The following is a 24,028-nucleotide window of genomic DNA, read 5'->3' on the forward strand; positions in this document are numbered from 1 at the left end:
GACACTTGCGGGCTTCCGGGGCCGGCTTTGCGATTGACGCCACTTGCTGGGCGCTCCTATACTCTCCCGGCTGCCGTTGAATTTCCTGTCCAACATGCGCGATAAATGCGCCGTGACGGCCGCGGAACAGCATCCGGATCTGACACCTGCCGGCGCGCCATGGCGCATCGTGTCACATGGCGACAAGCAGCGTTTATGCACGCCAATTCGGCTTGTCTCGGTCGTCAGATCACGCGACAAGCGTTGCCACCCCTGACGTCGGTAGCGGTGCTGCCAGGGCGCGGGGTTGCGTCCGACTGCCTTGGCAGTCGCAACAACACCGGAGGTCTTACTGCATGGCTTTTAAGCACGCCGCGAACCGTTTCTTCATGATCGTCTGCGCTTGCATGGCGTTTGTTCAGTCACCCGCACTGGCGCGCGAGATGGTCAGCGTCAAGGGCTCGATCGTGAACATGCGATCGGCGCCAAGCACCCGATCCGAAGTGCTGTGGGAACTCAAGCGCGGATACCCGCTGCAGGTACTCAAGCGCCAGGGCCGCTGGCTGCAGGTGCGTGACTTCGAAAACGACAGGGGATGGGTCGCCAAGGCACTCACCAACCGCACGCCTCACTATATCGTCAAGGCACGGGTGGCCAATCTGCGCAGCGGCCCGGGCACGCGTTACCACGTCGTTGGCAAGGCCGAACGCTACGATCTGCTGCGTACCCGTGGCGCCAAGACCGGCTGGGTGCGCGTCGAAAGCTCCAATGGTGTCACGGGCTGGGTGGCCAAACGCCTCCTTTGGGGTTGGTAAGACCCGGCCCTTCTGCCTTCGGCCATGGCGCCTTCCGGGCGCAGGTTTTCTGGACTGCCGCGTCGCTGCGCTCCTCGCAGTGACGGCGTGGTGCGGCCCTCTCGAAGCCTGTCTGATAAGTAATTGCCAAGAGCCGACAAGCCAGCAGTCACTCCTATTCCATTATCAACATGCCAGCGAGGCCAAACATCGTCATGCTGATCAGCGAGTCGAGGATTCGCCAGGAGATCGGTTTCGCGAACAGCGGCGCCAGAAAACGCGCCCCGTAGCCGAGCGCAAAGAACCAGACAAAGCTCGCGCCAACAGCTCCGGCGCCGAAAATCCAGTTTCCTTCTCCTCTTTGGCTGGCCATTGAGCCGAGCAGGATTACGGTATCCAGATAGACGTGCGGATTCAGAAAGGTAAAGCCGAGACACGTCACCAGGGCCAGGCCGAGCGGTAGGCTGCTGCCGGCGTCGAGCACGAGTTGTTCCGGTTTGAGGGCGCGCCGCGCCGATAGCAGTCCGTAGACGAGCAAGAACGCTGCACCGCCGTAGCGAGCTAGGCCGAGTAGGGCTGGCTGGGCTTGCATCGCCGCTCCCAGCCCGGCAACGCCGGCCATGATCAGCAGGGCGTCGGCGCTTGCGCAGATGAGCACCAGTGGCAGGATGTGTTCGCCGCGGACACCCTGGCGAAGCAAGTAGGAATTCTGCCCACCAATGGCGACGATCAGGACCGCACCGGAAAGAAAGCCTGCAACGAGGTCGGCTGGCATGATTGGTCAGTGAAGTTGGCAAGGCCGTCAGCTTATGGCGCGCCGCGACACAAAACCAGTTAAACTTCGTAACCATTAATTAGAATTTCTAACCGATGAAGATCGACAACGGCCAATTGGCTGCCTTTGCCGAAGCCATCCGCGGAGGTAGTTTCGAGGCGGCGGCGCGGCAGCTGAACGTGACGCCATCGGCGATCAGTCAGCGCATCAAGTTGCTCGAGGAGCGCATGGGGCAGGTTCTGATCCAGCGCGCCACGCCATGCCAGGCGACTTTGGCCGGACGTCCTCTGCTGCGCTACGCGGAAGAGCTCGCGATGCTGGAAGCTGAGGTTCTAGCGGCGCTGGGCGTGCTTGATGCCGGCGCCACATCGATCGTGCGCATCCCGATGGTGATCAACGCCGACTCCCTGGATAGCTGGTTCCCCGAGGTCTTCGATACTCTGGGCAGCAGCACGGCCATTACGCTGGACCTGCGGGTCGAGGATCAGGATCACTCGCTGGTATTGCTGCGCGAAGGCACGGTGATGGCTGGCGTGAGTGCCAATGCGAAGCCCGTTCAGGGTTGCCAGGTCGAAGCGCTCGGCGTGATGCGCTATCTGGCCCTGGCTTCGCCGTCGTATGTCGAGCGACACTTCGCCGCCGGGGTCAACGCCGAATCGCTGAACGCCGCGCCAATGTTGATGTTCAACAAGAAGGACGGTTTGCAGCAGGCTTTTCTGGCCCGGCTCACGGATAGCGTCGTCAAGCCACCGACGCACTACCTACCGACGACCCGATCCTTTGCTGAAGCTGTGTTGCGCGGCATGACCTGGGGGATGATCCCGGAACAGCTCGCCGCGACGCACCTGCAAGCGGGGCAACTCATCGAGCTCGCTTCGCCGCACTGCCTGGACGTTCCACTGTTCTGGCATCGCTGGCGGATTGCTTCGTCGGCGCTGGACTTTCTTGGCCGACTGGTACATCAGGCCGCCGAAAAAGCGCTGCGCCAATAGCAAAGCATCGCGGAATTTGCTCCCAGATAACTTGACGTGACGTTGGACGAGTTGCAGCCGGCCAATTATTGAGCAGTAGATAGACGTGAAGAGGGTATTGGCGTGAAAAGCGCATTCGCCTCCTCCGGGACGTTTGCGGTCACCTCCGAGAGCCTCCTGCCGCCCTCAGCGCGAGGCGTATTTCCCTACCCGATATACTCAAGCCTCCTTCCCGGCAACCGGCGGCGCTGTCGCGAAGCTGACGCCGAGTCGTAGCAGGCCGGCCTTGCCGCGCACGGTCAGGTCGCTGATGAAGCGAAACTGCTGACGCGCGTCTATCGGATAAGCTTTCAGGCGGTAATGTGTGCCCCAGGGTTTTTCATGGACGACGACCATGATCGGATCGTCGAAAAAGAGGTAGGGGCTGGTCAGTGCGACGTCCTGAAGGACGCTCTTGACAGCCGCGGCATCGTGCACGGGGTGCAGATAGAAGTCCGCCGCACACTGCAATTGCGGACGGCCGCAGTTGGCGTTGAAAATCGGATCGTTCCACAGCCGCAGGTGCGGGATGCTGACCAGGTTGTCGTCGGCGGTGAGCACCTGTACCGTGCGCATGCCGATATGCGTCACTTCGCCGTAGATACCGTTGATTTCGATCCAGTCGCCGTTGCGATAGGGCATTTCGCTGACCGCCACAATGCCGGCGATCAGGCTGCTGGCATAGTCTTTCATCGCGAAACCCAGCGCCAGGCCGACGGTGCCCAACAAGGCCACCATGTTCTGCAGCGACGGCTCGACGATCAGCGGCACTATCAGTACGAAGGTCACCACCAGGATGCCCAGCCGCAGCAGCGGCACGATCGCCAGCAGGTAGAGTCGGCGCTTGCCGTGCAACTGGTCGGCAAGCCATGGCAGAAGCTTTTGCGCGGCAACGATCAGCGTCGTCGCAAGGGCGACGATCAGCAACACTTCGAGCAGCGTACCGGCGCCGAGTGTTTTGAAGAGTTTTGGAGTATCCATGCTCAAGGCCTCAGAAGGCATCCTTCAGAAAGCCGCGGCGGCGCAAGAACTCGCGCACTACGGCGTCGGCCGGCGCGCTGACCTGGCAGCGCCCGTCCGCCAGCGCGACGACGCCCAGTGCCTGCAGCTGCAGCAGGGTGGAGGCGATGCGGTGCGCGGGTTGCGGTAGCAGCTCGGGCAGCAGCGCTGCCGGCAGGCCATTGTGTAAGAGTAGAGCGTGCAGGATGAAGGCCATGGCTTCGCCTTTTTCGGTGGGCAGAGCGGCTTCCTGCCGGATCGCCGACACCCACACGATGTCGGCGTCCGCTGCCGCTTTCGCGCCGGGCCGCGTCTCGCCGGCTTTCGCAGTGGCCTCCTGATCTTGTTCCTGGTCGGGCGCCGCCCGCAACGACCCCCGCCAGGTAGTCCAGGCGCTGCCGATATTGCCGCGGCTGTAAGCGGCGAGATGAGTGATTTCCGGGCTGGCCTCGGCCTTGCTCGCGTCGAGTTGCAGGCGCACCTCCTTGCCGGTCCTGGCGTTGCAGAAGCGCAGGCCGCCTTGCCCCGGGCACGACACCAGCTCGGCCAGATAGCGTGACAGACGCCGCGCATCGAAGGCCTGCAGGGTCAGCGCGTCGGGCTGCGCGAGTGGCCAGACTTCCTGCAGGTAGGCCCAGGCCCAACTGTCGCAAGCAATCACGCCGCGTCCCAAAGCGCCGTTCGCCGCCCGTTCCAGCAGGCGCCGAACGAGCCCAAGACCGTCGGCATGACGCAGGTAGCAATGTTCGAGCTTCGCCAGCACCCACAGGTTATCGCTCGCCGGCCAGGCTTGCAGCCAGTGCTCGTCACCGCCGAGAATCTGCTCGACGCTCGGCGCCTCGATTGCGCTGGCACCGTGGTCGGCGGCCCACTGCGCAAGGATTTCCGGATGGCCGCAATGCGGTTGCCCGATCACGAACCTGACCGGCGTGCCGGGATTGTCGGGACGCAGCCAATCAGCCAAGGCCGTGTCCAGCGCTGTCGCCGCGCTCCGCCAGTCGATCGGTCGCGCCAGATGCAGGTCCTGCAAGCGCGATTGCGAGAGCATCCGCAACTCGTCCTCGGACTTGACCGGTGCCTGTTCATCCCTGTCGTCGCTGCGGAAAAGCTGCTTCAGCGAAGCCCATTTCTCCAGTGCCGCGCTCGCCCCGGCCGGGCTGGGAACGTGATACTCGGCGAGTCTGACGAACTCCCACAGCGTCGGCTGCGATGCGCTATCCTGTTTCTGCGGCGGCAAGTCGTGTTCCCTGTTCATGCGCTGATGGTACGCGAATGGATTAGGCGCCGCGATACGAACGTCACCGGGCCGCTTGGTTTCGTTTGCTCGCCAGGCCCCGAGAAGCCCGCGTGCGCAGCGCCAAGCTCCAGAAGCCTTTCTCGCGAGGTACGACAAATGGCAAAGACTCTCGACGTCATCATCATCGGTGCCGGCTCCGCCGGCCTGGCGGCCTTGCGTGAAGTGCGCAAGCGTACCGAGAGTTTTCTGCTGATCAACGATGGTCACTACGGGACGACCTGCGCACGCGTCGGCTGCATGCCTTCCAAGGCGCTGATCGAAGCCGCCAGTGCCTTTCATCGCCGGCACAGCTTCGAGGCCTTCGGCATCCGTGGTGGCAGCGGCCTGAGCGTAGACGTGCCGGCAGTGCTCCGCCGCGTGCGCGCCCTGCGCGACGATTTCGTCGGCGGCACGCTGCAAGCCACCGACGAGCTCGGTGAGCGTAATCTGCCGGGCCGAGCGCGCCTGCTGGACCCGCAAACGGTTGAGGTCGATGGTCGTCGCTACCGTGCGCGGCGGATCGTCATCGCCACCGGCAGCCAACCCGTGCTCCCCGCTCCCTGGCGTGCTTTCGGTGAGCGCATCGTGACCACCGACAGCTTGTTCGAACTGGCCACGCTGCCGCGCCGCATGGCGGTAATCGGTCTCGGCGCGATCGGTGTCGAAATTGCCCAGGCGCTCTCCCGACTCGGCGTCGAAGTGACCGGCTTTGGCTCCAACCCACTCCTTGCCGGGATCAGCGACGAGGTCGTCGATCAGGAACTCCGGCAGCTGCTGCAGCGCGAATTTTCGCTGCACACCGGCGCCAGCGCCGAACTGACCGACGCGCCCGATGGCGTCGAAGTCCGCAGTGGCGCCCTGCGGGTCGTCGTCGACCAGGTCATCGCCGCCATCGGCAGGCGCCCGAACATTGAGGGTATAGGCCTCGAAACGCTCGGCGTCGAACTCGACGCGCGCGGCATGCCGCCGGTCAACCCGAATACCCAGCAGATCGCCGACCTGCCGGTCTTCCTCGCCGGCGACGCCAACGGCCGTGCCGCCTTGTTGCACGAGGCTGCCGACGAGGGCCACATCGCCGGCATCAACGCCATGGCGGCGGAGCGGCGCTGTTTCCGACGCCGCACGCCGCTGGCGATCGTCTTTGCCGACCCCAATGTCGCCGTCGTCGGCCAGCGCTTCGCCGAGCTCGATCAGGCCAGTACGGTGATCGGGCAAGCCAGCTTCAAGCGACAGGGCCGGGCGCGAACGGCCGAGCGCAACAAGGGCGTGATGCGCCTCTATGCCGACCAGCGTAGCGGCCGGCTGCTCGGCGGCGAGATGTGCGTGCCTGCGGGCGAGCACATGGCACATGTGTTGGCGCTGGCCGTCGACCGCGGGCTCAGCGTCCAGGAGCTGCTGCGTCTGCCCTTCTATCACCCGGTACTCGAAGAGGGAATGCGCAGCGCGCTGCGCGAGTTGTCCGCACAGCTTCCCAGCGGCAGCGACTCCGATCTCGCTTCCTGCGGTGCGTATCAGCTCGAAGCGCTGGACTGAGTTGTGGCTGGCGAGGCGGGGCGTGGCCGATCTGGGTGATCAGCTCTCGCTCACCCTTCACCTTGAGGCGTAACACCCAGAAAAGCGTTCTGCCCCTGGTGCAAGGACACGCGTTCAACGACGCCGGTGAGGCGCTCGAGTTCGCCGGCGGCAGCAGGCATGAAAGGGTGTGCTCAGGCTACCGGAAGCGCGACTCCGGTGCGTGGTTTGCGCCCGGTTCGCGCTGGCTGGTAGTTCGGGCAGAAGCTTCCGAAAGAACGGATTTCGACTCGATTAACCTGAGCCAGGGCGCACCCGATGGCGCCACAGGGGCTTTGATTACCTCTGCCCCGGGGGAAGGCGGCGCGCACCCCCTGCGCCATGGCCACCGCAGCAGCGATGGCGGACAGGCTGCCCTTGAAGGCGTTCGTCACGATTGGGGATCTCCTCGTGGTTGCTTAACCGGCAATCTCAAGGGGCACGCGTCAGGAATTGATTGACGGTTGTAAAAGCATGCTGCCAGTAAGTGTCGAATCGTCGGCACGGCCTTCGCGGCCGCCGCTTCCGAAAATAAAGCAGTCCATCGCCAGCACGCCGTGCGTAATGCCGCCTTCGATCACGGTCGCCGGCAAGGAGGAGGCAGCCGCGCCGGCGGCTACCAGTAGTGGCCAGAAATGTTCGGCGGACGGGTGCGCGCGTTCGGCATGCGGGGCCAACGCGAGGGTCTGGCGCAGCCGCGTGCTGTCGCCGGTGGTGACGGCGTCGCGCACCCAGGCGGCGAACTCGGCGGCATAAGCTTCTTCGTGGCCGTGGCCGCCGCGGACATCGTAGAGGTTGTGCGTCAGGCTGCCCGAACCGACGATCAACACGCCGTCGTCAGCAAGCGGCGCGAGCGCCTGACCGAAGGACCAGGCCGAATCGGCGTCCAGCCGTGACGGCAGTGAGACCTGGAAGACCGGCACGTCGACCTCGGGGTAGAGGTACAACATCGGCACCCAGGCGCCGTGGTCCAGGCCGCGGCGCTCGTCCGGCCGCGGCGACCAGCCGTTTTTTTGCAGTAGATCGAGTGTGCGACGGGCCAGCTGCGGGTGGCCGTGCACCGGGTAGTCGATCTCGTACAAGGCCGGGTCGAAGCCACCGAAGTCGTGGATCGTCCTGGGCCGTTCCACCATCCCGACCTGCGGCCTGGGCGTCATCCAGTGCGGCGACACGATCAGCACCGCGCGGGGCTTGGCCAGTTCGCGGCCCAGGGTCGTCAGTTGCGGCCCGGCCAGGCCGGGCTCGATGGCGAAGGTAGGTGCGCCGTGCGAGACGAACACACTGGGTAGGCGGTGCATGGCGTCGCTCCTGGTCGGGTCAATGTTCGGGCGGCGCAGTTTCAACGTGCGCCGCGTGTGGCCCACGCGGCATCGACCGACAGTCGACCGGCGCCGCTGATCAACAGTGATAGCGATGCGGCGAGCAGTGCCAGGGCGAATTCGTAACCGTTGTTGGCCATGAACAGGCCCTTGTCGATATGTACGCTAAAGATCGCCACCAGCATCGCGAACGCCAAGGCTATTGCGGCAGGACGGACCAGCAGCCCGACGATCAGCGCCAGACCGCCGAAGAACTCGGCACTGCCTGCCAGCAAGGCCATCAGGTATCCCGGCGTTAGGCCGAGTGAGGCCATGAACTGGCCTGTTCCCTCGAGGCCGTAGCCACCAAAGGCGCCGAATAGTTTCTGGGCGCCGTGGGCGACGAAGATGACGCCGACGGGAATGCGCAGGGCCAGCGCGCCCCAGCCGGCGTCGCTGCCGACGACGCGTTGCAGCATGGAAGTGGTGTTGGCTGTGCTCATGGTGTACTCCGGACGGGGGTTGTGAATCGATGGGTGCATTCTAGAAGTTGCGTCTGAATAGATAAACATGCTTGAGTTAGACAAACTGTTCCGGATATGGAGACAATGGATCGATTTGAGGCCATGCGGGTTTTCGTCGCCGTGATCGACGCCGGTAGCTTTGTTGGCGCGTCCGACGCACTGGCGATGTCCAAGGCGGCGGTATCGCGCCATGTGGCGGATCTGGAGTCGCGGCTGGGAGTGCGCTTGATACACCGCACGACCCGCAAGTTGTCGTTGACGGCCGAGGGCGAAGTCTTCCACGCGCGTTGCGCGGAACTGCTCGCCGGCGTCGAAGAGGCGGAAGCCGAGATCACCTCGGTTAGCGGCGAAGCCACGGGAATCCTGCGCATCAACGTGCCCTTCACCTTCGGCCGCTTGCATCTGGCGCCGCTGTGGGTCGAGTTCATGGCCCTGCACCCGAAAGTGACGCTGGACGTGACGCTGGCCGACCGTGTGGTGGACCTGGTCGAGGAAGGCTTCGACATGGCGGTGCGCATCGCCCGCCTGCCCAACTCGACGCTGATCAGCCGTCAGCTGACCACGACGCGCCTGGTGTTGTGTGCATCACCTACCTACTTGCGCAATCACGGTACGCCAGAACATCCGTCCGAACTGGCGCAGCACGAGGTGTTGGCTTACAGCCTGTTCTCGATGGGCGACGACTGGGCGTTCACGGGGCCACAAGGCAGCGTGTCGGTGAAGGTGTCACCGCGCCTGCGCACCAACAGTGGCGACACCTGCCGGGTGGCGGCGCTACGCCATCAGGGAATCGTACTGCAGCCTTCTTTCCTCGTCGGCCGGGATCTGATCGCGGGAAGCCTGGTCGAGCTATTGCCGGCCTACCGTTCGATCGAACTCGGCGTGTACGTGGTTTACCCCTCGCGCAAGTTCGTCGCGCCCAAGGTTCGCCTACTGATCGACTTTCTTGTCGACGCTTTCCGGATGCCGGCCTGGCCAGCGTAGGGACGGTCAAATTTTCCGGGTGTGAGGGCGCTGGTACGGGGCAGCTACATCCAGAGTGCTATCCGATCGCGCTGTTGCAGCGCGCAGCAAGAGCCACGTTAGAGCTGTCGTACTCCTCTGTCGACGGCAGGTTCGCCCGCGAGGCTTGCGGCGCAGGGGGCGTGGCCGAAGACGCGCTCAGCGCTGGCCGATCTTGGCGCCAGCAAACAAGTTGCTCAGGCCGCGCGGCTGCGAGCGCCAGTATTGCCGCGGCGCGTTGATTTCGGCGCCGAGTTCGGCTGCCGCGTGCCACGGCCAGCGCGGGTCGAACAGCATGGCGCGCGCCAGCGCGACGAGGTCGGCACGCCCTTCGGCGACGATCGCCTCGGCGTGCGCGGCTTCGGTGATCAGACCGACGCCGATCGTCGGCAGGCCGGTTTCTCGGCGTATCGTCTCGGCCAGCGCTACCTGATAACCCGGAGCAAGCGGGATCTGCTGCAGCGGCGAGACGCCGCCGCTGGAGACATGGATGAACGAGCAGCCGCGCTGCTGCAGGGCCTGCCCAAAGACCACGCTCTGTTCGAGATCCCAGCCGCAGCCGGGATCGACCCAGTCGGTCGCCGAAAGGCGAACGCCGACCGGCATCGCCGCCGGCACGGTGGCGCGCACGGCTTCGAAAACGGCCAGCGGGAAACGCATGCGATTCTCGAGCGAGCCGCCGTAGGCGTCGTCGCGGCGGTTGGCCAGCGGCGATAGAAACTGATGTAGGAGGTAGCCGTGCGCCGCGTGTAATTCGATGGCGTCGAGTCCCAGCCGGTGCGCGCGTTGCGCGGCGGCGACGAAGGCCTGCACCACGCCTTGCAAGGCGGCGTTATCGAGCGCCAGCGGCGCGGGCTCGCCAAGGGCGTGCGCGACGGCCGATGGCGCCACGGCTCGCCAGCCGCCGCTCTCGGGCAAGATCAACTGGCCGCCGTCCCAGGGCACGTGGCTCGACGCCTTGCGGCCGGCGTGCGCCAGCTGGATGGCAATGGGCATCGGCGAATGCCGGCGCAGCGCGTTCAGCACCTTTTTCAGCGCCGTTTCGTTGTCGGCGGACCACAGTCCGAGGTCGGCCGGCGTGATCCTCCCGGCGGGCTCGACGGCGGTCGCCTCAATGATCAGCAGGGCGGCTCCCGATAGCGCCAGATGGCCGAGGTGAATCAGATGCCAGTCGCTGGCATTGCCGTTGTCGGCCGAGTACTGGCACATCGGCGCGATGACGATGCGGTTCTGCAAGCGAAGATCGGCAATGGCAAAGGGCGAAAAGAGCGTGCTCATGAAGCGTTTCTCGGCGAGTGGATTGGCGTTTGACGATACGGCAGCCGTGTGTGTTCAGGGAAGCGCCCGCCATCGCGCACTTGTTCCCTGGGTGCCGTGCGGCCGTGGCTCACAGGTGCGCCGGCAAGATCAGTACGGCGCCCTGCTCGGCGTCTTGTGGGAAGAGCGTAGCGTAGCGGTAGTGCTCCTGGAGCTGCGGATCTGCCCAGCGCAGGTTGTATTCGGTGGCGTGATTGAAGCACAGCGTTGGTTGCTCGCCACCGTGCAGAATGACTCGCGCCAGCGTTTCGTCGTGCGGATGGCCGAAGCGCGAATTGTCGGTGCTGACGATGTAGTAGTTGGCGCGCACCGCCTTCAAGAGGTCGAGCACCAGGTTGCCGCGACTGCCGTGGTGGCTGAGCTTGAAGGCGTCGATCGCCAGCGGCGCGTGCTGATTGCGGTGTTTGGCGACGGCGCGCAGCGCGCTGGCGAGCACGTTCGGGAAGGCATCTGCGGCGAGCAGTACCGACGCGCCCCGGTGTTCGAGCAGGATGGCGATGCTCGACCCGTTCGGCAGCGCCTGGTCCTTGGTGGTGGTCAGCGCGGCCAGTGTTTCAAGGTCCGGGAAGGTGATGCCGCGCTGGAACTGTTCCTGCGTGTTCGACTCGCGCTGCTGCAGGCGAGCCAGCTCTTTGTCCCATACCGATGCCAGTCGAGCGAGTCGCGCTGGCGTTGGCGAAAGCAGCGTCAGCTTCGGGTAGCCGGGCGCCGACGGCAGTTCGACAAAGCCACCCTGGCCGGCGGTCGCCACCCGGCCGCCGCCGAAGGCGCCATTCCACGGCAGGCTGCGTTCGGGTGCGCCGAGAATGGTCGCCAGCGCCTCGCCCTCGGCGACGCCACGCGCCGCTGCCTGCAGATGTCGCCGGGCATTGAACCAGACATCGCCAAAACTGAGGCCAAGCGCGCTGTCGGCGAACAGCAGGCGCGCCGCGCCGATGTGGTCATGGTCGATATGGCTGATGATCGCCAGGTCGATATGGCGCCTGCCCTGGCTGTCCGTCGGCAGCGACGCGAGCCGCTTTTGCAGCAAGGGCCAGGTTTCATCGGGACCCATATCCATCAGCAGGCGCCAGCTGCCATCGGCTACCGGGCAAGTGAGCAGTAGAGCGTCGCCGTAAGCCGCCGGCAGGGCTTCGATGGTGATCGCCGGTTCAGTCGATACGTTCATTTGAGCCTCCATCCGCCGTCGCCGACGGCCAGTCAGGGTGCACCGAAAAAGTGCTGTTGATCGCCCGTTTCACAAAACGCCGGGCGGTGTCGTCTTCCCGTCAGACGGGAGGGACGACGGCTCGCGCGCGCATCGCCATCAAGACGCGGCCGAGGCCGGGCGCGGCGCCTAGCGTGGCACGACCGAAAGCAGTTTGGCAAGCGGCAGCAAAGCATGAACCGGCTGAACCGCGGTCTGCGCTTGCCGGTCGACTGTATGGCCAGAACGGCAGCGGCCATGGCTGGCGTTGGCTGGCGAGCGAGAAGAAATTCCCGCTGCTTGCCGCGACCGTCAAGGCGCGGCGTCGCGGCCGAACCGCAGGCCATCCGAAAAAACGGCACGAACGGTGTAAGCATGTGCGATTGCCTCCGACCAAAGGCCATTGAGAGGCAAAGCCTGACGGCCATGAAGGCGCGGCGATCGCCGCGATACGGAACGGTAACCGAGGAGATCCCGGATGAATCCACACGCGAAACCACTTGCCCTGGTCCTTGCTCTTGCCGGCGGCTTGACGCTGCCGATGGCGGCCACTCATGCCGCGAATCCCTGTAAACCGGCTGCCGCCAAGGCCGCCAACCCATGCGCGGCAAAGAATCCGTGTGCCGCCAGCAACGGCATCGACCCGCAGCTGGTCACGCGCCCGAAGAATTACCGGCGGTACGTCGGCGACGCCGCTGAATTGAGCAGCGAAGGCAAGCGCCTGTGGAGCGATAGCCGCCTGTCGACCAACGGCATGTCGTGCAATACCTGTCATCAGGCCAACAGCGCCTTTCAGAACAGCTTTGCGCAGCCCTATCCGCACCGCGTGCAAATGGCCCAGGATAACGCCAACATGAAGACCATTCACCTCGACGAAATGGTCCAGATCTGCATGGTCGCGCCGATGGCCGCGAAACCGCTGGCGTGGAACTCGAAACAACTGGCAGCGCTGACCGCCTATACCGCCGAGGTTCAGAAGACTTTCAAGCCCACCGGCGGCGGTGCTAACCCCTGCGCCGCAAAAAATCCCTGCGCCGTAAAGAACTAGCGGATGCTCCGCTAGCTTGTGCAGCACCCACCCACCCAAGGAGACACCCATGAATCAGAAATCCCTGAAGTTCGCTCTCGGCGCTGCTGCTCTCGCTCTTGCCGTTCCCTTTGCCTACGCCGCCAATCCCTGTGCTGGCAAGAATCCTTGCGCCGCCAAGAACCCCTGTGCGGCGACAAGCGCCGCGGCCAAGGCCGCCAATCCGTGCGCCGCCAAGGCGGCAAACCCCTGCGCGGCGAAAGCGGCCAATCCTTGCGCCGCGAAGAATCCCTGCGCGGCCAAGAACCCGTGCGCGGCCAAGAAATAAGGCGATTGCCAGAAAATGACGGACCAGACTGTGCTGGCTTTTCGTTCGCCTTCGAGGCCCAACAACAGGTGCATAGTTGAACCATGGCATTGCTGTTGTCGCACGGAAGAGGGGCGAGACGACGCGCAAGATGGTCTGTCGTTTGACGGAAATCGCAGGCGCTTGGGTTGAAAATGGCGCCGGCGACCCTGCCAGCGGGAAGGGTGCTGCTGGCCCTTCCCGTTTTTCTTGTCGTTCTGGCTGGCTGTGGTCAGCACGAGGCCCTTGTCCCGCCGCCGACCGTCGCGCGGCCGCTAGCCTTGGCGGCCGACCAGGAGGCGGCGACTGCGGTATTTCTCGAGCGCCATTGGGCGCGGCCGCTGGCCGCGCAGGGGCCGCTCCCAGAAAGCTTTAGTCCGCTCGAGGCGTCGCTGGCGGCGTCCGCTTGCGGCAGCTGCCATGCCGATCAGTACCGGGACTGGCAGACCGCGCTGCACGCGCACGCCATGGGCCCGGGTCTGCTCGGGCAGTTGCTCGAGATGGATGCGGCCGGCGGCGAGCAGCATCAGGATTGCATCCGCTGCCACGCGCCCTTGGCCGAGCAGGCCGACGACCTGGCCGCCGCACTCGCCGCCAGCGAAAGTCCATCGCCAGCGCGGCACAGCGAGGGGGTGGTCTGTGCGGCGTGTCACGTGCGCGCGCACGAACGTTCAGGGCCGCCGCGACGCGATCGCTCGGCACCCGACGCGGCCCAGAATGCGGCCCTTCCACACGCCGGCTTTACGGCCACGCCGGCCTTCGAGGATGCGCGCTTCTGCTCGGCGTGCCATCAATTTCAGCCGGACGAATACGCGGTAAACGGCAAGCTGCTGGAGAACACCTACGAGGAATGGCGGGCGTCACGCCATGCTCGCGAGGGACGGACGTGCCAGTCGTGCCACATGCCTGAACGTCGGCATCTGTGGCGAGGCATCCATGATCCGGAAATGGTCCGCAGCGGCGTCGAGTTCTCCGTTGAAGGCGGCGACGAGCTGGTCGGCGGCCTTATCCGGGCGGCTCTGGTGGTCCGCAACAGCGGCACCGGCCACTACTTCCCGACCTATGTGACGCCCAGGCTGATCGCCGAAATCGAGCAGCTGGATAGTGCTGGCCGGAGCTTGCCGGCAACGCGTGTCGAACAGCTCATTCAGCGGCAACTGCCGCTCGATCTCGGACGAGAGATCGCCGACACGCGCCTGCCACCCGATGGCGAGATGCGCCTCGCGTATCAGCGGCCACGGCAGCGCGGCGCGGTGGCGCTGGTTTTCCGCCTGCGCGTCGAACCCGACGAGTTCTACGCCCGCTTCTACCGCGCCTTGCTCGCCGATGAGCAGCTGCAGAAAGGCCGGCGACTGATCGTCGCCGCGCTCAAACAAGCAGAATCGTCGGCTTTCGTTGCTTTCGAAGAACGGCGAGAGCTGCCCGAGAAATGAAGCTGGCGACGCCGCGGCCGGAAGTCCGGGGCGCGCTTGGCGGGCACCGCGGCGGTCTGCGGCCCGACGCCGTCCGATGCATTTGTTTTTTACCGGGCCAGTCGCCTTCGCGACTGGCCCATCAAGGAGAAATTGCCATGAAAACGCCCGTTCGATTCGCTGCTTGCCTCTTGCTCGCCACGCCACTGCTCAACGGCGCAGTGCTCGCCGCCGAAACCGCCAAACCGGCGATCATCGAACTGACGCAGGTACCCTGTCAGTTCCTCGAGAGCGAAGAAGGGACCAACCACGGTTACCGCAGCAGCACTATCAAGGACTGCGAAGCGATCAACGCGAAAACGGCCGCCGCGCGGCTGGCCAAGGCCAAACCCCTGCAACTCAAGGCCGGCACCTACATTTTTCGCGTCACCAACCGCGACGTCCCTTACGAGCTGGGTTTCTGGCTACGCGGCGAGGGGATCAGCGGCCGGGTGACGCTGCCCAGCGTTTCTGGCGGCGGCTTGCTGACCGGCAAGACGCAGGATTACAAGATCGACCTGAAGCCGGGTGAGTACCTCTATTCGTGTCCGCTGAACACGACGCCCGACTACAAACTGGTCGTCAGCTGAGCTGAGCCGACTGCGCGGCTTCGTCACCAGCTCGCCAAGCGTCCGTCTTTCGCTCGCCAGGTCGGCACGTGCGTCAGTCCAGCCATCAGCAAGCGCTGCCGATTCTGGCGACGGCGACGATTGCCGTCGGCTTGATCGCCTATCTGGTGCTTGTCAACGGCCGCATGGCGGCGCTGTTCGTCGTCGGCTTGATGATCGGCGTGACGCTCTACCACAGCGGCTTCGGCTTTAGCGCGGCGTACCGGCGATTGCTTCTCCATGGCGAGCTGCGCGCGATCCGTGCGCAGCTGTCGATGGTGGCGGTTGCCACGCTGCTTTTTGCGCCGCTACTCGCCGCTGGCGAGTTCGCCGGGCGGCCGCTGTCCGGGGCCGCCGCACCGTTTGGTCTGGCGATGCTTTTCGGCGCTTTTCTTTTCGGAATCGGCATGCAGCTCGGCGGCGCTTGCGGCTCGGGAAGCCTGTACGCGCTCGGCGCCGGGTCGCCGCGCATGCTGATCGTCGTGACGGCCTTCTGCGCCGGTGGTTTCCGGGCCAGCCTCGATCTTGGCGCGTGGCAGTCGCTACCCGAGTGGCCGCCGCTGCTTCTCGGCGAGCGCTTTGGCTGGGGCGTCACGGCGTGCTTGCAGGCCTTCTTGCTCGGCGCTGCCGCCTGGCTTCTGCCGTGCGACGACGCTGCACGCGCCGGGACCTGGCACCTGTGGCGAGGGCCGTGGCCCTTGCTGGTCGGCGGGCTGCTCCTGGCCTTGTTCAATCTCGCCACGCTGCTGCTCGCCGGTCACCCGTGGACCATCACCTGGGCATTCACGCTGTGGGGAGCCAAGGCAGCGCGGGCGCTGGGCTGGAACCCCGTCGCCGATGCGTTCTGGAGCCAGCCGTTTCAGCTGGCGGCGCTGGACAACGGCGTCCTCAGCGACGTGACGTCGACCATGGACATCGGCCTGGTCCTCGGCGCGACCATCGCCGCCTTGCTCGCCCGGCGTTTTGCGCTGGTCTGGCGAATGTCGGCGCGGTCGTTTGCCGCGGCGCTGCTCGGCGGCCTGGTGATGGGCTACGGCGCGCGTCTGGCCTATGGCTGCAATATCGGCGCCTTCTTTTCCGGCGTCGCGTCGACCAGCCTGCACGGCTGGCTGTGGATCGTTGCGGCCTTGCTGGGATCGTCGATCGGCGTGCGCTTGCGCCCACTGTTCGGCCTGGCCAACGACTGAAGGGCTTCCTGAACCGTTCCATTTCGACTCGCCGGCAGGCGGCAAGCCGGCGAATTCCTGGGCACGCGACGTTTTCGGCGGGCGCTTCAGCGCGAGCCACCTGTCAAGCACGCTTTTCAGGGTGAACTTTCTCTGCCCTTAGCACTCTCAGGCTGCGAGTGCTAAAATGCTGGTGTGGATAGTAAACTAGTGAGGAGGACTCCCTTCAGATGACGCAAGCCTTGGCTTTACCAACGATCTCCGCCGTCGGCAGTATCGACGCGTACATTCAGGCAGCGCGACGCATTCCCATGCTCACCGAGGAGCAGGAGTTCGGTCTTGCAACGCGTTTCCGCGACGAGAACGATCTCGATGCCGCACGACAACTGGTCCTTTCGCACCTGCGTCTGGTGATCTCGATTTCTCGTGGCTATCTGGGCTACGGGCTACCGCACGCCGATTTGATCCAGGAAGGCAACATCGGGCTGATGAAGGCCGTCAAGCGCTTTGATCCCGAACGCGGCGTTCGCCTGGTTTCTTTTGCCATTCAATGGATCAAGGCCGAAATTCATGAGTACGTCCTGAAAAACTGGCGGATGGTGAAACTGGCAACGACCAAAGCGCAGCGCAAGCTGTTCTTCAACCTGCGCAGCATGAAAACCGACCGGCAGGCGATGGGGGCAGCGCAGGTTGCCGACGTGGCGCAGCGACTGAGTGTCAAGCCCGACGAAGTGATCGAGATGGATAAGCGACTGTCGGGTCACGACCTGGCGTTTGATGCACAGAGCGACGACGATGAAACCTTTGCGCCGGCCGCTTATCTGGCCGATAGTTCGCGCGAACCGGTGCAGGTACTAGAGGCGCGTGCCCGCGAGGAAGTGCACACCGAGGGTCTGCGCAGTGCCTTGGGCAGTCTTGACCCGCGCAGCCGTCGGATCGTCGAGGCGCGTTGGTTGACCGAGGAAAACCCATTGACCTTGCACGAGCTGGCGGCGGAATTCTCGGTGTCTGCCGAGCGCATTCGCCAGATTGAAGCCAAGGCGATGCAGAAGATGCGCTCCAGCCTGGCGCCGCTGCTGGCCAATAGCTGAGGGCGCGCTGGCCAGCGCCGAAGTCCCGAAGCCGCCGCTGTCAGAACTTGATCAGCTTGCCGAGCTCGCCGATAAAGGCTTTCGGGTCGGGGTCATCGGCGTAGCGGAAGACCACCAGGCCCCGCCTGTCGATCAGATTGATATAGCGACCGTCAGCACCGCCGAGAAGCTGCAGCACTTTGTCGTCGGTGGCCTTGGCCAGCAGCAGGTCGGGGTGTGCGGCCAGCAGCTCGGGCGCCGGCGTCGTTCCATCCGTGAGCAGCCACAGCCGGTCGAGACGCGCAATATTGCGTCCCTGTGCGGTGCGTGCCTGACGAGTCAGGTAAAGCGTGTGCTGACAGCGCGCGTCGCAGCTGCCGGGCGCGGCAAAAATCAGCAACCATTTGCCGCTGACTTCGGGATGCGCCAGCGCTGTGCCGTCAAGTTGCCGCAGAAATTCAAACGGCAGCGCCACTGGCGTGAGCGCCTGCCCCTCGCTGGCTTTGAGCTCTGGCGGTGAGACGTAGCGAAAGTACAAGGCCGCAAGAAGGGGCAGCACGCAGACGGCAACGATCGCCAGCAGCGTCAACCTGCCCTTGCGCTGCGCCGGATCTGTGGGCGAGGTGGCAGAGGCTGGCCGGCCAGAACTTGCTGCCAGCTTCTCTGCTGTGGGTTTTTCGGTAGTCATTTCTTTTGCCAGGCAAAAAGGCCGTAGGCTGCAGCCATGAGAGCGAAAACCAGCCACATCGCGGCGTAGCCGTAGTGCCTGGTTGCTGGATTGTCAGGATTACCCCAGTCGCGGATCAAGCCGTCATCGTCGCCGCCGGTTTGCAGGACGATCACCGGCAGCGCGTCGAGGCCGCTGCGTTGCCGATACTCGGCTTCCCGGACGTGCTGCCAGATCGGCCCCGCCGGCTCAGTTTCCTGCAGTTCAAATGTCTTCACCGCGAAGCTGTGGGTGATGCCGGTGACTTCGATCTCGCCCACTGGCGACGACACCGACGGAATATCGGAACGTAGTCGCGGCGCTGGAATCCAGCCACGATTGACCAATACAACAGCCTTGCTGCCGGTTAGCTGCAAAGGCGTGAGAACGTGATAGCCGGGGCGGCTGTGATAGATCTTGTTGTCGACAAAAATCGTCTTCTCGGGGAGCCAGTGACCGCGTGCGATCGCCGCCGTGTCAAGTAGTTCCTCGCGTTGGCGTTGCTCTGCCGACAAGGTGATCGGCGTGGCGATCAGGGCGGCTTGCTCGCGCTCGAAACGTTCGCCACGCGTTTCAGCGCGCCACAGCTGTAGACGCGCCATGCCCAGACAGATCACCAGCAACAGGATGATCAGCAGCCAGCGTCGGTAGCCGCGCTGGTTAGGAAATATCGACATCGGTAGGTCGCTGCATTCTGTCTGGCGTTCTATGCGCAGCGCGAGTCCGGTAGACTGTGACTTTCAGGAGGAAAATCCATGCACATCATCGTCGTAGTGATGCTGATCGCCATCATCGCCAGTCTCGGCAGTGCGCTGGTATTTATCTATCGCGACCAAGGTCAGGGAAAGACGCGCGCCGTCAAGGCGCTGTCCTGGCGTGTGGGTCTCTCGCTGGCGCTGTTCGTACTGCTCGTCGCGTCGCAGCGCTTTGGCTGGATTGACCGCCTGTGATCTTGTCGGTGCGGCGCCGTTCGCCAGGCGCCGCACGAGGAAGGTCTTACAACCAGTAGATGACGATGAACAGACCGAGCCAGACGACGTCCACGAAGTGCCAGTACCAGGCTACGCCTTCGAAGGCAAAGTGACGTTCGGCGGTGAAATGCCCTTTGATCGACCGGATCAGAATCACCGTCAGCATCGTCACGCCGAGCGTCACGTGAAAGCCGTGGAAACCGGTCAGCATGAAGAAGGTTGAACCGTACACACCGGTGGTCATCTTGAGGTTCAGGTGGCTGTAGGCTTCAAGGTATTCGTACGCCTGCAGGCTCAAGAACAGCACACCAAGCGCAATGGTCAGGATCAGGCCGACGATCAGTTGCTGCCGCTTGTGGGCGACCAATCCCCAGTGCGCCCAGGTCAGCGTCACACCCGAAGTCAGCAGCAGCAGGGTGTTGATCGCCGGGATTCCCCAGGCGTGCATCTGCGAGAAGGGATCACTGGCGGCCGGCCCGGCGCTCGGCCATACGTCCCGGAAGCCTTCCCAGAGCGCGGCCTGGTCGGGGCTGGCAAGGTCGGGGATGGCGAGGACGCGAATATAGAACAGAGCGCCGAAGAAGGCGACGAAGAACATGACTTCCGAAAAGATGAACCAGGCCATCGCCAGACGGAACGAGCGATCAACCTGCAGGTTGTAACGCATGCTTTCGGATTCGCCGATGACCCGCCCGAACCAGCCAAAAAGCATGATTGCCAGAACGGCAAAGCCGCCAAGCAGCACATAGCCGCCATGGTCAATCGAGTTCATCATCAACACGGCGCCGCTCGCCAGCAGTAACAGCGCCAGAGAGCCAACCAGCGGCCAGTATGAAGGCTGAGGAACGAAATAGCGGCTTGCGGATGCGGGATGACTCATCTTGACTTCCTCCTGAAGATCATATTGTCGTTATTGCCTGTTAGCTTGTGCATACGATCGCTCACTGGCGACTGAAATGGGTTGCCACGCTTACCAGTACCAGCACGAAAACCAGCATGAAAGCCAGCGCGATGAACAAAATCCGCAGCGGCGACAGCTTTGGCGCGTCGTCTCCGTACGGCTTGTGCCCGCGTACCCCCAGTAAGCCCCAGGCGACTGTACGAATGGTGCGAAAGCGTTCGCCTTTCGGCGCTTGTGGTCCTGGCAGCGGCATCGATCACTTCCCGCTTGCTGCTGCCGTGGCCGTCGGCGAAGACGTGGCAGCACCACTCGGGACCTCGAAAAAGGTGTACGAGAGGGTGACCGTGTTAACTTCTTCCGGCAAGCCCTGTTCGAGTAGGAAGACGACGGGCATCTCGCGTACTTCGTGCGGCGCAAAAGTCTGCTGCTTGAAACAAAAGCAATCGAGTTTCTTGACGTAGGCACCCGCATATTGCGGCCCATAGCTGGGGATCGCCTGGCCAACGACCGTCCGGTTCAGGGTATTCTCGATCCGGTACACCACGTGCACGATCTCGCCCGTCTTGGCGGTAAGGGTGGCCGTCTCGGGCCGGAAGCGCAAGCTGCCGTCGTGACTGTTGGCATCGAACTCAAGCGTTACCGGACGCGGCGGGATCGACGAAACAGCGACGCGTTGCGCGCGGTCGATATCATAGAGACCGGACCAGTCGCAAAAGGCCTTGTAGAAGCGCGGCTGCACCGACAGAAAAAGCAAGCTGCCGACGACAACGCTCAGCAAAGCCGCGACGACGCGCCGATTACTGCGCGCCGGTCGCCGCGGCCGTCCACTCGTCGCTGGCGGCGAGGTGAGGGTCGGATTCATGTATTGCCCAGCCACTGTCGGATGACATAGCTAAGAAAGACGGCGGCAGCAAACAGAGCCAGGCCGATCGCGATGCGCCGGTTGTTCTGTTCGCGTGACGGGTCGCGGGTCATCCGTGTGCCTCGGCCTGATTGAACGGAGGCGGATCTTCGAAGGTATGGTAGGGCGCCGGCGAAGGCACTGTCCACTCGAGTCCGTGCGCACCGTCCCACGGCCGGCTTGAAGCTTTTTCACCGCTCTTCAACGCCTGGAAGATGACCACCAGCACCAGCAACTGACTGAAGCCGAAGCCGAAAGCGCCGATGCCGGAAATTACGTTGAAGTCGGCAAACTGCTGCGCGTAGTCAGGGACGCGTCGCGGCATTCCCGCCAGGCCGAGGAAGTGCTGCGGGAAGAAGGCGACATTGAAGAAGATGATCGACAGCCAGAAGTGGAGCTTGCCAAGACCTTCGCTATACATACGCCCGGTCCACTTGGGCAGCCAGAAATAGAGGCCGGCGTAGGCGGAGAAAAGCGCTCCGGCAACCATCACGTAGTGGAAGTGCGCGACGACGTAGTACGTATCCTGCAACTGGATGTCGACCGCGGTCATCGCCAGCACCAGACCGGTCAGCCCGCCGATGGTAAAGAGAACGAGGAAGCCGAGCGCGAAGAGCATTGGCGTTTCGAAAGTCAACGAGCCACGCCACATGGTGGTGACCCAGTTGAAGACCTTCACGCCGGTCGGTACGGCGATCAGCATCGTCGCGTACATGAAGTAGAGTTGTCCGGTGAGTGGGATGCCCGTCACGTACATGTGGTGCGCCCAGACAAAGAACGAGATCAGGCCAATCGCGGCGATGGCATAGACCATCGAGACATAGCCAAACAGGGGCTTGCGCGAGAACGCCGGGATCACGTGCGATACCACACCAAACGCCGGCAGGGCGATGATATAGACCTCGGGATGTCCGAAGAACCAGAAGATGTGCTGAAACAGTACCGGGTCACCACCGCCCGCGGCGGCGAAGAAGCTGGTGCCGAAATGGCGGTCGGTCAGCAGCATCGTCACCGCACCGGCGAGGATCGGCATCGAGGCGATCAGCAGGAAGGCCGTCACCAGCCACGTCCAGCAAAACAGTGGCATTTTCATCAGGGTCATGCCAGGCGTGCGCATGTTGAGAATCGTCGTGACGATGTTGATCGAGCCCATGATTGACGACATGCCGAGGATGTGCACCGCGAAGATCGCCATGTCCATCCCCATGCCCATCTGAATCGACAACGGCGGGTACATCGTCCAACCGGTGCCGGCTGCGCCACCGGGGACGAAGATCGACGTGGTCAGTAGGATGGCGGCGGGCGGCAGCAACCAGAAACTCCAGTTGTTCATCCGCGCGAAGGCCATGTCCGACGCTCCGATCATCATCGGGATCATCCAGTTGGCGAAGCCGACGAAGGCCGGCATGATCGCTCCGAAAACCATAATCAGCGCGTGCAGCGTCAGCATCTGGTTGTAGAACTCGGGCGATACGTACTGCAGTCCGGGCGAAAACAACTCCGCGCGGAGAATCAGCGACATCGCGCCGCCGACCAGGAACATCACGAAGCTGAACCACAGGTACATCGTCCCGATATCTTTGTGGTTGGTCGTCGTCACCCAGCGCATCAAACCGGTCGGGTGCCCGTGGCTATGGTGATCGTGGTTGCCGGCGTAACCGGCGTGTGGTGTGGCTTGCATAGTCAGAATCTCCTGATGGCCTGTGGCGTGCTTACTTGCCGCGAAGCGCCTTGACTTCGGCGGGCTGAATGACTTCGCCGAGCTTGTTGCTCCAGGCGTTCCGCTCGTAGGCGACAACGGCCGCGATATCGGTGTCGCTCAACTGTTCGCCGAAGGCCGCCATCGCCGTTCCGGCCTTGCCCTTGAGGACGAGAGCGAGGTGTGCTTCCTTGGGACCGGTGGCGATTTTGGAGCCGTTCAGCGCCGGGAAGGCGGGTGGCATTCCCTCGCCGCTGGCCTGGTGGCAGGCGGCGCAGTTGGCGGCGTACACCGTTTCACCACGGGCGACCTGTTCATCGAGCGTCCATACCTTGTTCGGATCCTCGGCGCCTGCAGCCAGTTGCTGCTTCTGTTCGGCGACCCACGCCGCATACTTTTCCGCGGAGACGACTTCGACGACTATCGGCATGAAACCGTGGTCCTTGCCGCACAGCTCGGAACACTGGCCGCGATAGGTGCCTTCCTTCTCGGCACGGAACCAGGTGTCGCGCAAGAAGCCGGGAACCGCGTCGGTCTTGACGGCGAAGGCCGGCATCGACCAGTTGTGAATGACGTCGTTGGACGTCGTCAGAATGCGCACTTTCTTGCCGACTGGTACGACCAGCGGACGATCGACCTCGAGCAGATAGTGTTCACCCTTCGGTGCCTTGTTTTCGATCTGGTCGCGCGGCGTCGATAGCACGCTCAGGAACTTGACGCCGGCTGCATCGCCCGTGAGGTATTCGTAACCCCACTTCCACTGATAACCGGTGACCTTGACGGTCAGATCGGGTTGCGAGGTGTCACGCATGTCGACCAGCGCCGACGTCGCCGGGAAGGCAATCGCCACCAGGACCAGCGCTGGCACGATGGTCCACGCCAGTTCGACCGCCGTGTTGTCGTGGAAGGTAGCTGCTTTGTGGCCTCTGGACTTGCGATGAAAGTACAGCGAATACGCAACGACGGCAAAGACGCCGACGAAAATGACCACGATCACCCACAACAGGAGGCTGTGCAACTCGTAGACCCGCCGGGCGACGGCGGTTACCGGTTCCTGCAGGTTGAGCTCCCAAGCCGCGTTGGCGGTGCTGCTGAGCAGCGCGAGCAGTCCCGCGAACAGCGGTCGGGCTGCCCCGGATAGCACACCAGTGGTGTCGCGATTGTTATTTGAGCGTCGTGCCATATTCTCCCTCTCCCCCGCCAGGTCCCACGCCGCGCGGCACAGCATTGGCGCAAACACCTGACGTTGTCGAAAACGTGCCAAGAAGGGTCCGTCGGACCCCGTTCCAGTTTTTCACCAGCCCGGGAGGTTAACACACTCCAATTGACATGGATCAATGTGCGGGCGAAAAAATCTTCCCAGGACGCGCGGAAACGGAGCGTTCTGGCCGCGTCGTGGGTGACCTGGTCGTGATGACGCTGGCCTCGAAGGGGCGCGCGGAAAAGCGATCCTTGGTCGGCTCCTTGCCAT

General features: G+C 63.7%; 27 protein-coding genes. 11 read left to right on the plus strand and 16 right to left on the minus strand.

What is annotated here, in order from left to right; translation table 11 throughout:
* Positions 1–335 precede the first annotated feature (335 nt).
* Positions 336–794 (plus strand): SH3 domain-containing protein, encoded by a 459-nt coding sequence (locus QZ656_RS12220; RefSeq protein WP_291993640.1) that lies wholly within the window; start codon positions 336–338, stop codon positions 792–794.
* 154 nt (positions 795–948) lie between these two features.
* Here the strand turns inward: QZ656_RS12220 and QZ656_RS12225 are convergent, their stop codons facing one another.
* A complete protein-coding gene (locus tag QZ656_RS12225; protein ID WP_291993641.1) occupies positions 949–1,548 on the minus strand; it encodes a LysE/ArgO family amino acid transporter in 600 nt (199 codons plus the stop codon).
* 95 nt (positions 1,549–1,643) lie between these two features.
* Here QZ656_RS12225 and QZ656_RS12230 point away from each other — a divergent pair, with 95 nt between their 5' ends.
* Positions 1,644–2,540 (plus strand): LysR family transcriptional regulator ArgP, encoded by an 897-nt coding sequence (locus tag QZ656_RS12230; protein WP_291993642.1) that lies wholly within the window; start codon positions 1,644–1,646, stop codon positions 2,538–2,540.
* Positions 2,541–2,738: 198 nt separating this feature from the next.
* Here QZ656_RS12230 and QZ656_RS12235 read toward each other — a convergent pair whose 3' ends face one another.
* Positions 2,739–3,539, minus strand: a complete 801-nt coding sequence (locus tag QZ656_RS12235) for a mechanosensitive ion channel domain-containing protein (protein ID WP_291993643.1) — start codon at positions 3,537–3,539, stop codon at positions 2,739–2,741.
* A 10-nt stretch (positions 3,540–3,549) separates the two neighbouring features.
* Positions 3,550–4,812: a hypothetical protein gene (locus QZ656_RS12240; protein WP_291993644.1), complete on the minus strand. Its 1,263-nt coding sequence runs from the start codon at positions 4,810–4,812 to the stop codon at positions 3,550–3,552.
* 138 nt (positions 4,813–4,950) lie between these two features.
* Here QZ656_RS12240 and QZ656_RS12245 point away from each other — a divergent pair, with 138 nt between their 5' ends.
* Positions 4,951–6,366 carry a dihydrolipoyl dehydrogenase gene (locus QZ656_RS12245; protein WP_291993645.1) on the plus strand — a complete coding sequence of 472 codons (1,416 nt, stop codon included), beginning with the start codon at positions 4,951–4,953 and terminating at the stop codon, positions 6,364–6,366.
* Positions 6,367–6,539: 173 nt separating this feature from the next.
* On the opposite strand, the gene QZ656_RS12250 is transcribed toward QZ656_RS12245, so the two are convergent.
* From QZ656_RS12250 to QZ656_RS12260, 3 genes are all read right to left on the minus strand, one after another.
* Positions 6,540–6,728, minus strand: coding sequence for an HU family DNA-binding protein (locus QZ656_RS12250; RefSeq protein WP_366522162.1), 189 nt, complete (start codon positions 6,726–6,728; stop codon positions 6,540–6,542).
* 102 nt (positions 6,729–6,830) lie between these two features.
* Positions 6,831–7,682 carry a class III extradiol ring-cleavage dioxygenase gene (locus tag QZ656_RS12255; RefSeq protein WP_291993646.1) on the minus strand — a complete coding sequence of 284 codons (852 nt, stop codon included), beginning with the start codon at positions 7,680–7,682 and terminating at the stop codon, positions 6,831–6,833.
* Positions 7,683–7,723: 41 nt separating this feature from the next.
* On the minus strand, positions 7,724–8,185 hold the full coding sequence (locus QZ656_RS12260) for a DoxX family protein (protein ID WP_291993647.1): 462 nt from the start codon (positions 8,183–8,185) through the stop codon (positions 7,724–7,726).
* Between the two features lie 105 nt (positions 8,186–8,290).
* Between QZ656_RS12260 and QZ656_RS12265 the strand changes: the two genes are divergently transcribed.
* Positions 8,291–9,190, plus strand: a complete 900-nt coding sequence (locus tag QZ656_RS12265; RefSeq protein ID WP_291993648.1) for a LysR family transcriptional regulator — start codon at positions 8,291–8,293, stop codon at positions 9,188–9,190.
* A gap of 177 nt (positions 9,191–9,367) precedes the next feature.
* On the opposite strand, the gene QZ656_RS12270 is transcribed toward QZ656_RS12265, so the two are convergent.
* Together QZ656_RS12270 and QZ656_RS12275 are read right to left on the minus strand one after the other, a co-directional pair.
* Positions 9,368–10,486, minus strand: a complete 1,119-nt coding sequence (locus QZ656_RS12270) for an NADH:flavin oxidoreductase/NADH oxidase (protein ID WP_291993649.1) — start codon at positions 10,484–10,486, stop codon at positions 9,368–9,370.
* 109 nt (positions 10,487–10,595) lie between these two features.
* Positions 10,596–11,693 carry a hypothetical protein gene (locus QZ656_RS12275; RefSeq protein WP_291993650.1) on the minus strand — a complete coding sequence of 366 codons (1,098 nt, stop codon included), beginning with the start codon at positions 11,691–11,693 and terminating at the stop codon, positions 10,596–10,598.
* Between the two features lie 496 nt (positions 11,694–12,189).
* On the opposite strand from QZ656_RS12275, the gene QZ656_RS12280 reads away from it, so the two are divergent.
* From QZ656_RS12280 to rpoH, 6 genes are all read left to right on the plus strand, one after another.
* Positions 12,190–12,759, plus strand: a complete 570-nt coding sequence (locus QZ656_RS12280; protein ID WP_291993651.1) for a cytochrome c peroxidase — start codon at positions 12,190–12,192, stop codon at positions 12,757–12,759.
* 49 nt (positions 12,760–12,808) lie between these two features.
* Positions 12,809–13,066, plus strand: a complete 258-nt coding sequence (locus QZ656_RS12285) for a hypothetical protein (protein WP_291993652.1) — start codon at positions 12,809–12,811, stop codon at positions 13,064–13,066.
* A 173-nt stretch (positions 13,067–13,239) separates the two neighbouring features.
* Positions 13,240–14,517: a multiheme c-type cytochrome gene (locus QZ656_RS12290; protein WP_291993847.1), complete on the plus strand. Its 1,278-nt coding sequence runs from the start codon at positions 13,240–13,242 to the stop codon at positions 14,515–14,517.
* A gap of 137 nt (positions 14,518–14,654) precedes the next feature.
* Entirely contained in the window at positions 14,655–15,125 is a 471-nt protein-coding gene (locus QZ656_RS12295) for a hypothetical protein (RefSeq protein WP_291993653.1), read from the plus strand.
* 68 nt (positions 15,126–15,193) lie between these two features.
* Complete coding sequence (locus QZ656_RS12300) at positions 15,194–16,330, plus strand: YeeE/YedE family protein (RefSeq protein WP_291993654.1); 1,137 nt, start codon at positions 15,194–15,196, stop codon at positions 16,328–16,330.
* Positions 16,331–16,539: 209 nt separating this feature from the next.
* Positions 16,540–17,400 (plus strand): RNA polymerase sigma factor RpoH, encoded by an 861-nt coding sequence (gene rpoH, locus QZ656_RS12305; protein WP_291993655.1) that lies wholly within the window; start codon positions 16,540–16,542, stop codon positions 17,398–17,400.
* A gap of 40 nt (positions 17,401–17,440) precedes the next feature.
* On the opposite strand, the gene QZ656_RS12310 is transcribed toward rpoH, so the two are convergent.
* Both QZ656_RS12310 and QZ656_RS12315 read right to left on the minus strand, forming a co-directional pair.
* Entirely contained in the window at positions 17,441–18,067 is a 627-nt protein-coding gene (locus QZ656_RS12310) for a hypothetical protein (RefSeq protein ID WP_291993656.1), read from the minus strand.
* Positions 18,064–18,762, minus strand: coding sequence for an SURF1 family protein (locus QZ656_RS12315; RefSeq protein ID WP_291993657.1), 699 nt, complete (start codon positions 18,760–18,762; stop codon positions 18,064–18,066). The genes QZ656_RS12310 and QZ656_RS12315 overlap by 4 nt, the downstream gene beginning before the upstream one ends.
* Before the next feature lie 78 nt (positions 18,763–18,840).
* Here QZ656_RS12315 and QZ656_RS12320 point away from each other — a divergent pair, with 78 nt between their 5' ends.
* Positions 18,841–19,035, plus strand: a complete 195-nt coding sequence (locus tag QZ656_RS12320) for a twin transmembrane helix small protein (RefSeq protein WP_291993658.1) — start codon at positions 18,841–18,843, stop codon at positions 19,033–19,035.
* Between the two features lie 46 nt (positions 19,036–19,081).
* Here the strand turns inward: QZ656_RS12320 and QZ656_RS12325 are convergent, their stop codons facing one another.
* The 6 genes from QZ656_RS12325 to coxB all read right to left on the minus strand — a co-directional run bounded on the left by QZ656_RS12325 (position 19,082) and on the right by coxB (position 23,740).
* Positions 19,082–19,936 (minus strand): cytochrome c oxidase subunit 3, encoded by an 855-nt coding sequence (locus QZ656_RS12325; RefSeq protein WP_291993659.1) that lies wholly within the window; start codon positions 19,934–19,936, stop codon positions 19,082–19,084.
* 61 nt (positions 19,937–19,997) lie between these two features.
* Complete coding sequence (locus QZ656_RS12330) at positions 19,998–20,210, minus strand: DUF2970 domain-containing protein (protein WP_291993660.1); 213 nt, start codon at positions 20,208–20,210, stop codon at positions 19,998–20,000.
* A gap of 3 nt (positions 20,211–20,213) precedes the next feature.
* Entirely contained in the window at positions 20,214–20,819 is a 606-nt protein-coding gene (locus QZ656_RS12335; RefSeq protein ID WP_291993661.1) for a cytochrome c oxidase assembly protein, read from the minus strand.
* A complete protein-coding gene (locus QZ656_RS12340) occupies positions 20,816–20,932 on the minus strand; it encodes a cytochrome oxidase small assembly protein (protein ID WP_291993662.1) in 117 nt (38 codons plus the stop codon). Before QZ656_RS12340 ends, QZ656_RS12335 begins: the two co-directional genes overlap by 4 nt.
* The gene (ctaD, locus tag QZ656_RS12345; RefSeq protein WP_291993663.1) at positions 20,929–22,539 is read right to left on the minus strand and encodes a cytochrome c oxidase subunit I; all 1,611 of its coding nucleotides are present in this window, start codon (positions 22,537–22,539) and stop codon (positions 20,929–20,931) included. The genes QZ656_RS12340 and ctaD overlap by 4 nt, the downstream gene beginning before the upstream one ends.
* A gap of 31 nt (positions 22,540–22,570) precedes the next feature.
* Positions 22,571–23,740, minus strand: a complete 1,170-nt coding sequence (gene coxB / locus QZ656_RS12350; RefSeq protein ID WP_291993664.1) for a cytochrome c oxidase subunit II — start codon at positions 23,738–23,740, stop codon at positions 22,571–22,573.
* Between the last annotated feature and the right edge of the window lie 288 nt (positions 23,741–24,028).

Origin of the sequence: Candidatus Accumulibacter sp. ACC003, from assembly GCF_907163085.1 — a bacterium.
Classification (GTDB): domain Bacteria; phylum Pseudomonadota; class Gammaproteobacteria; order Burkholderiales; family Rhodocyclaceae; genus Accumulibacter.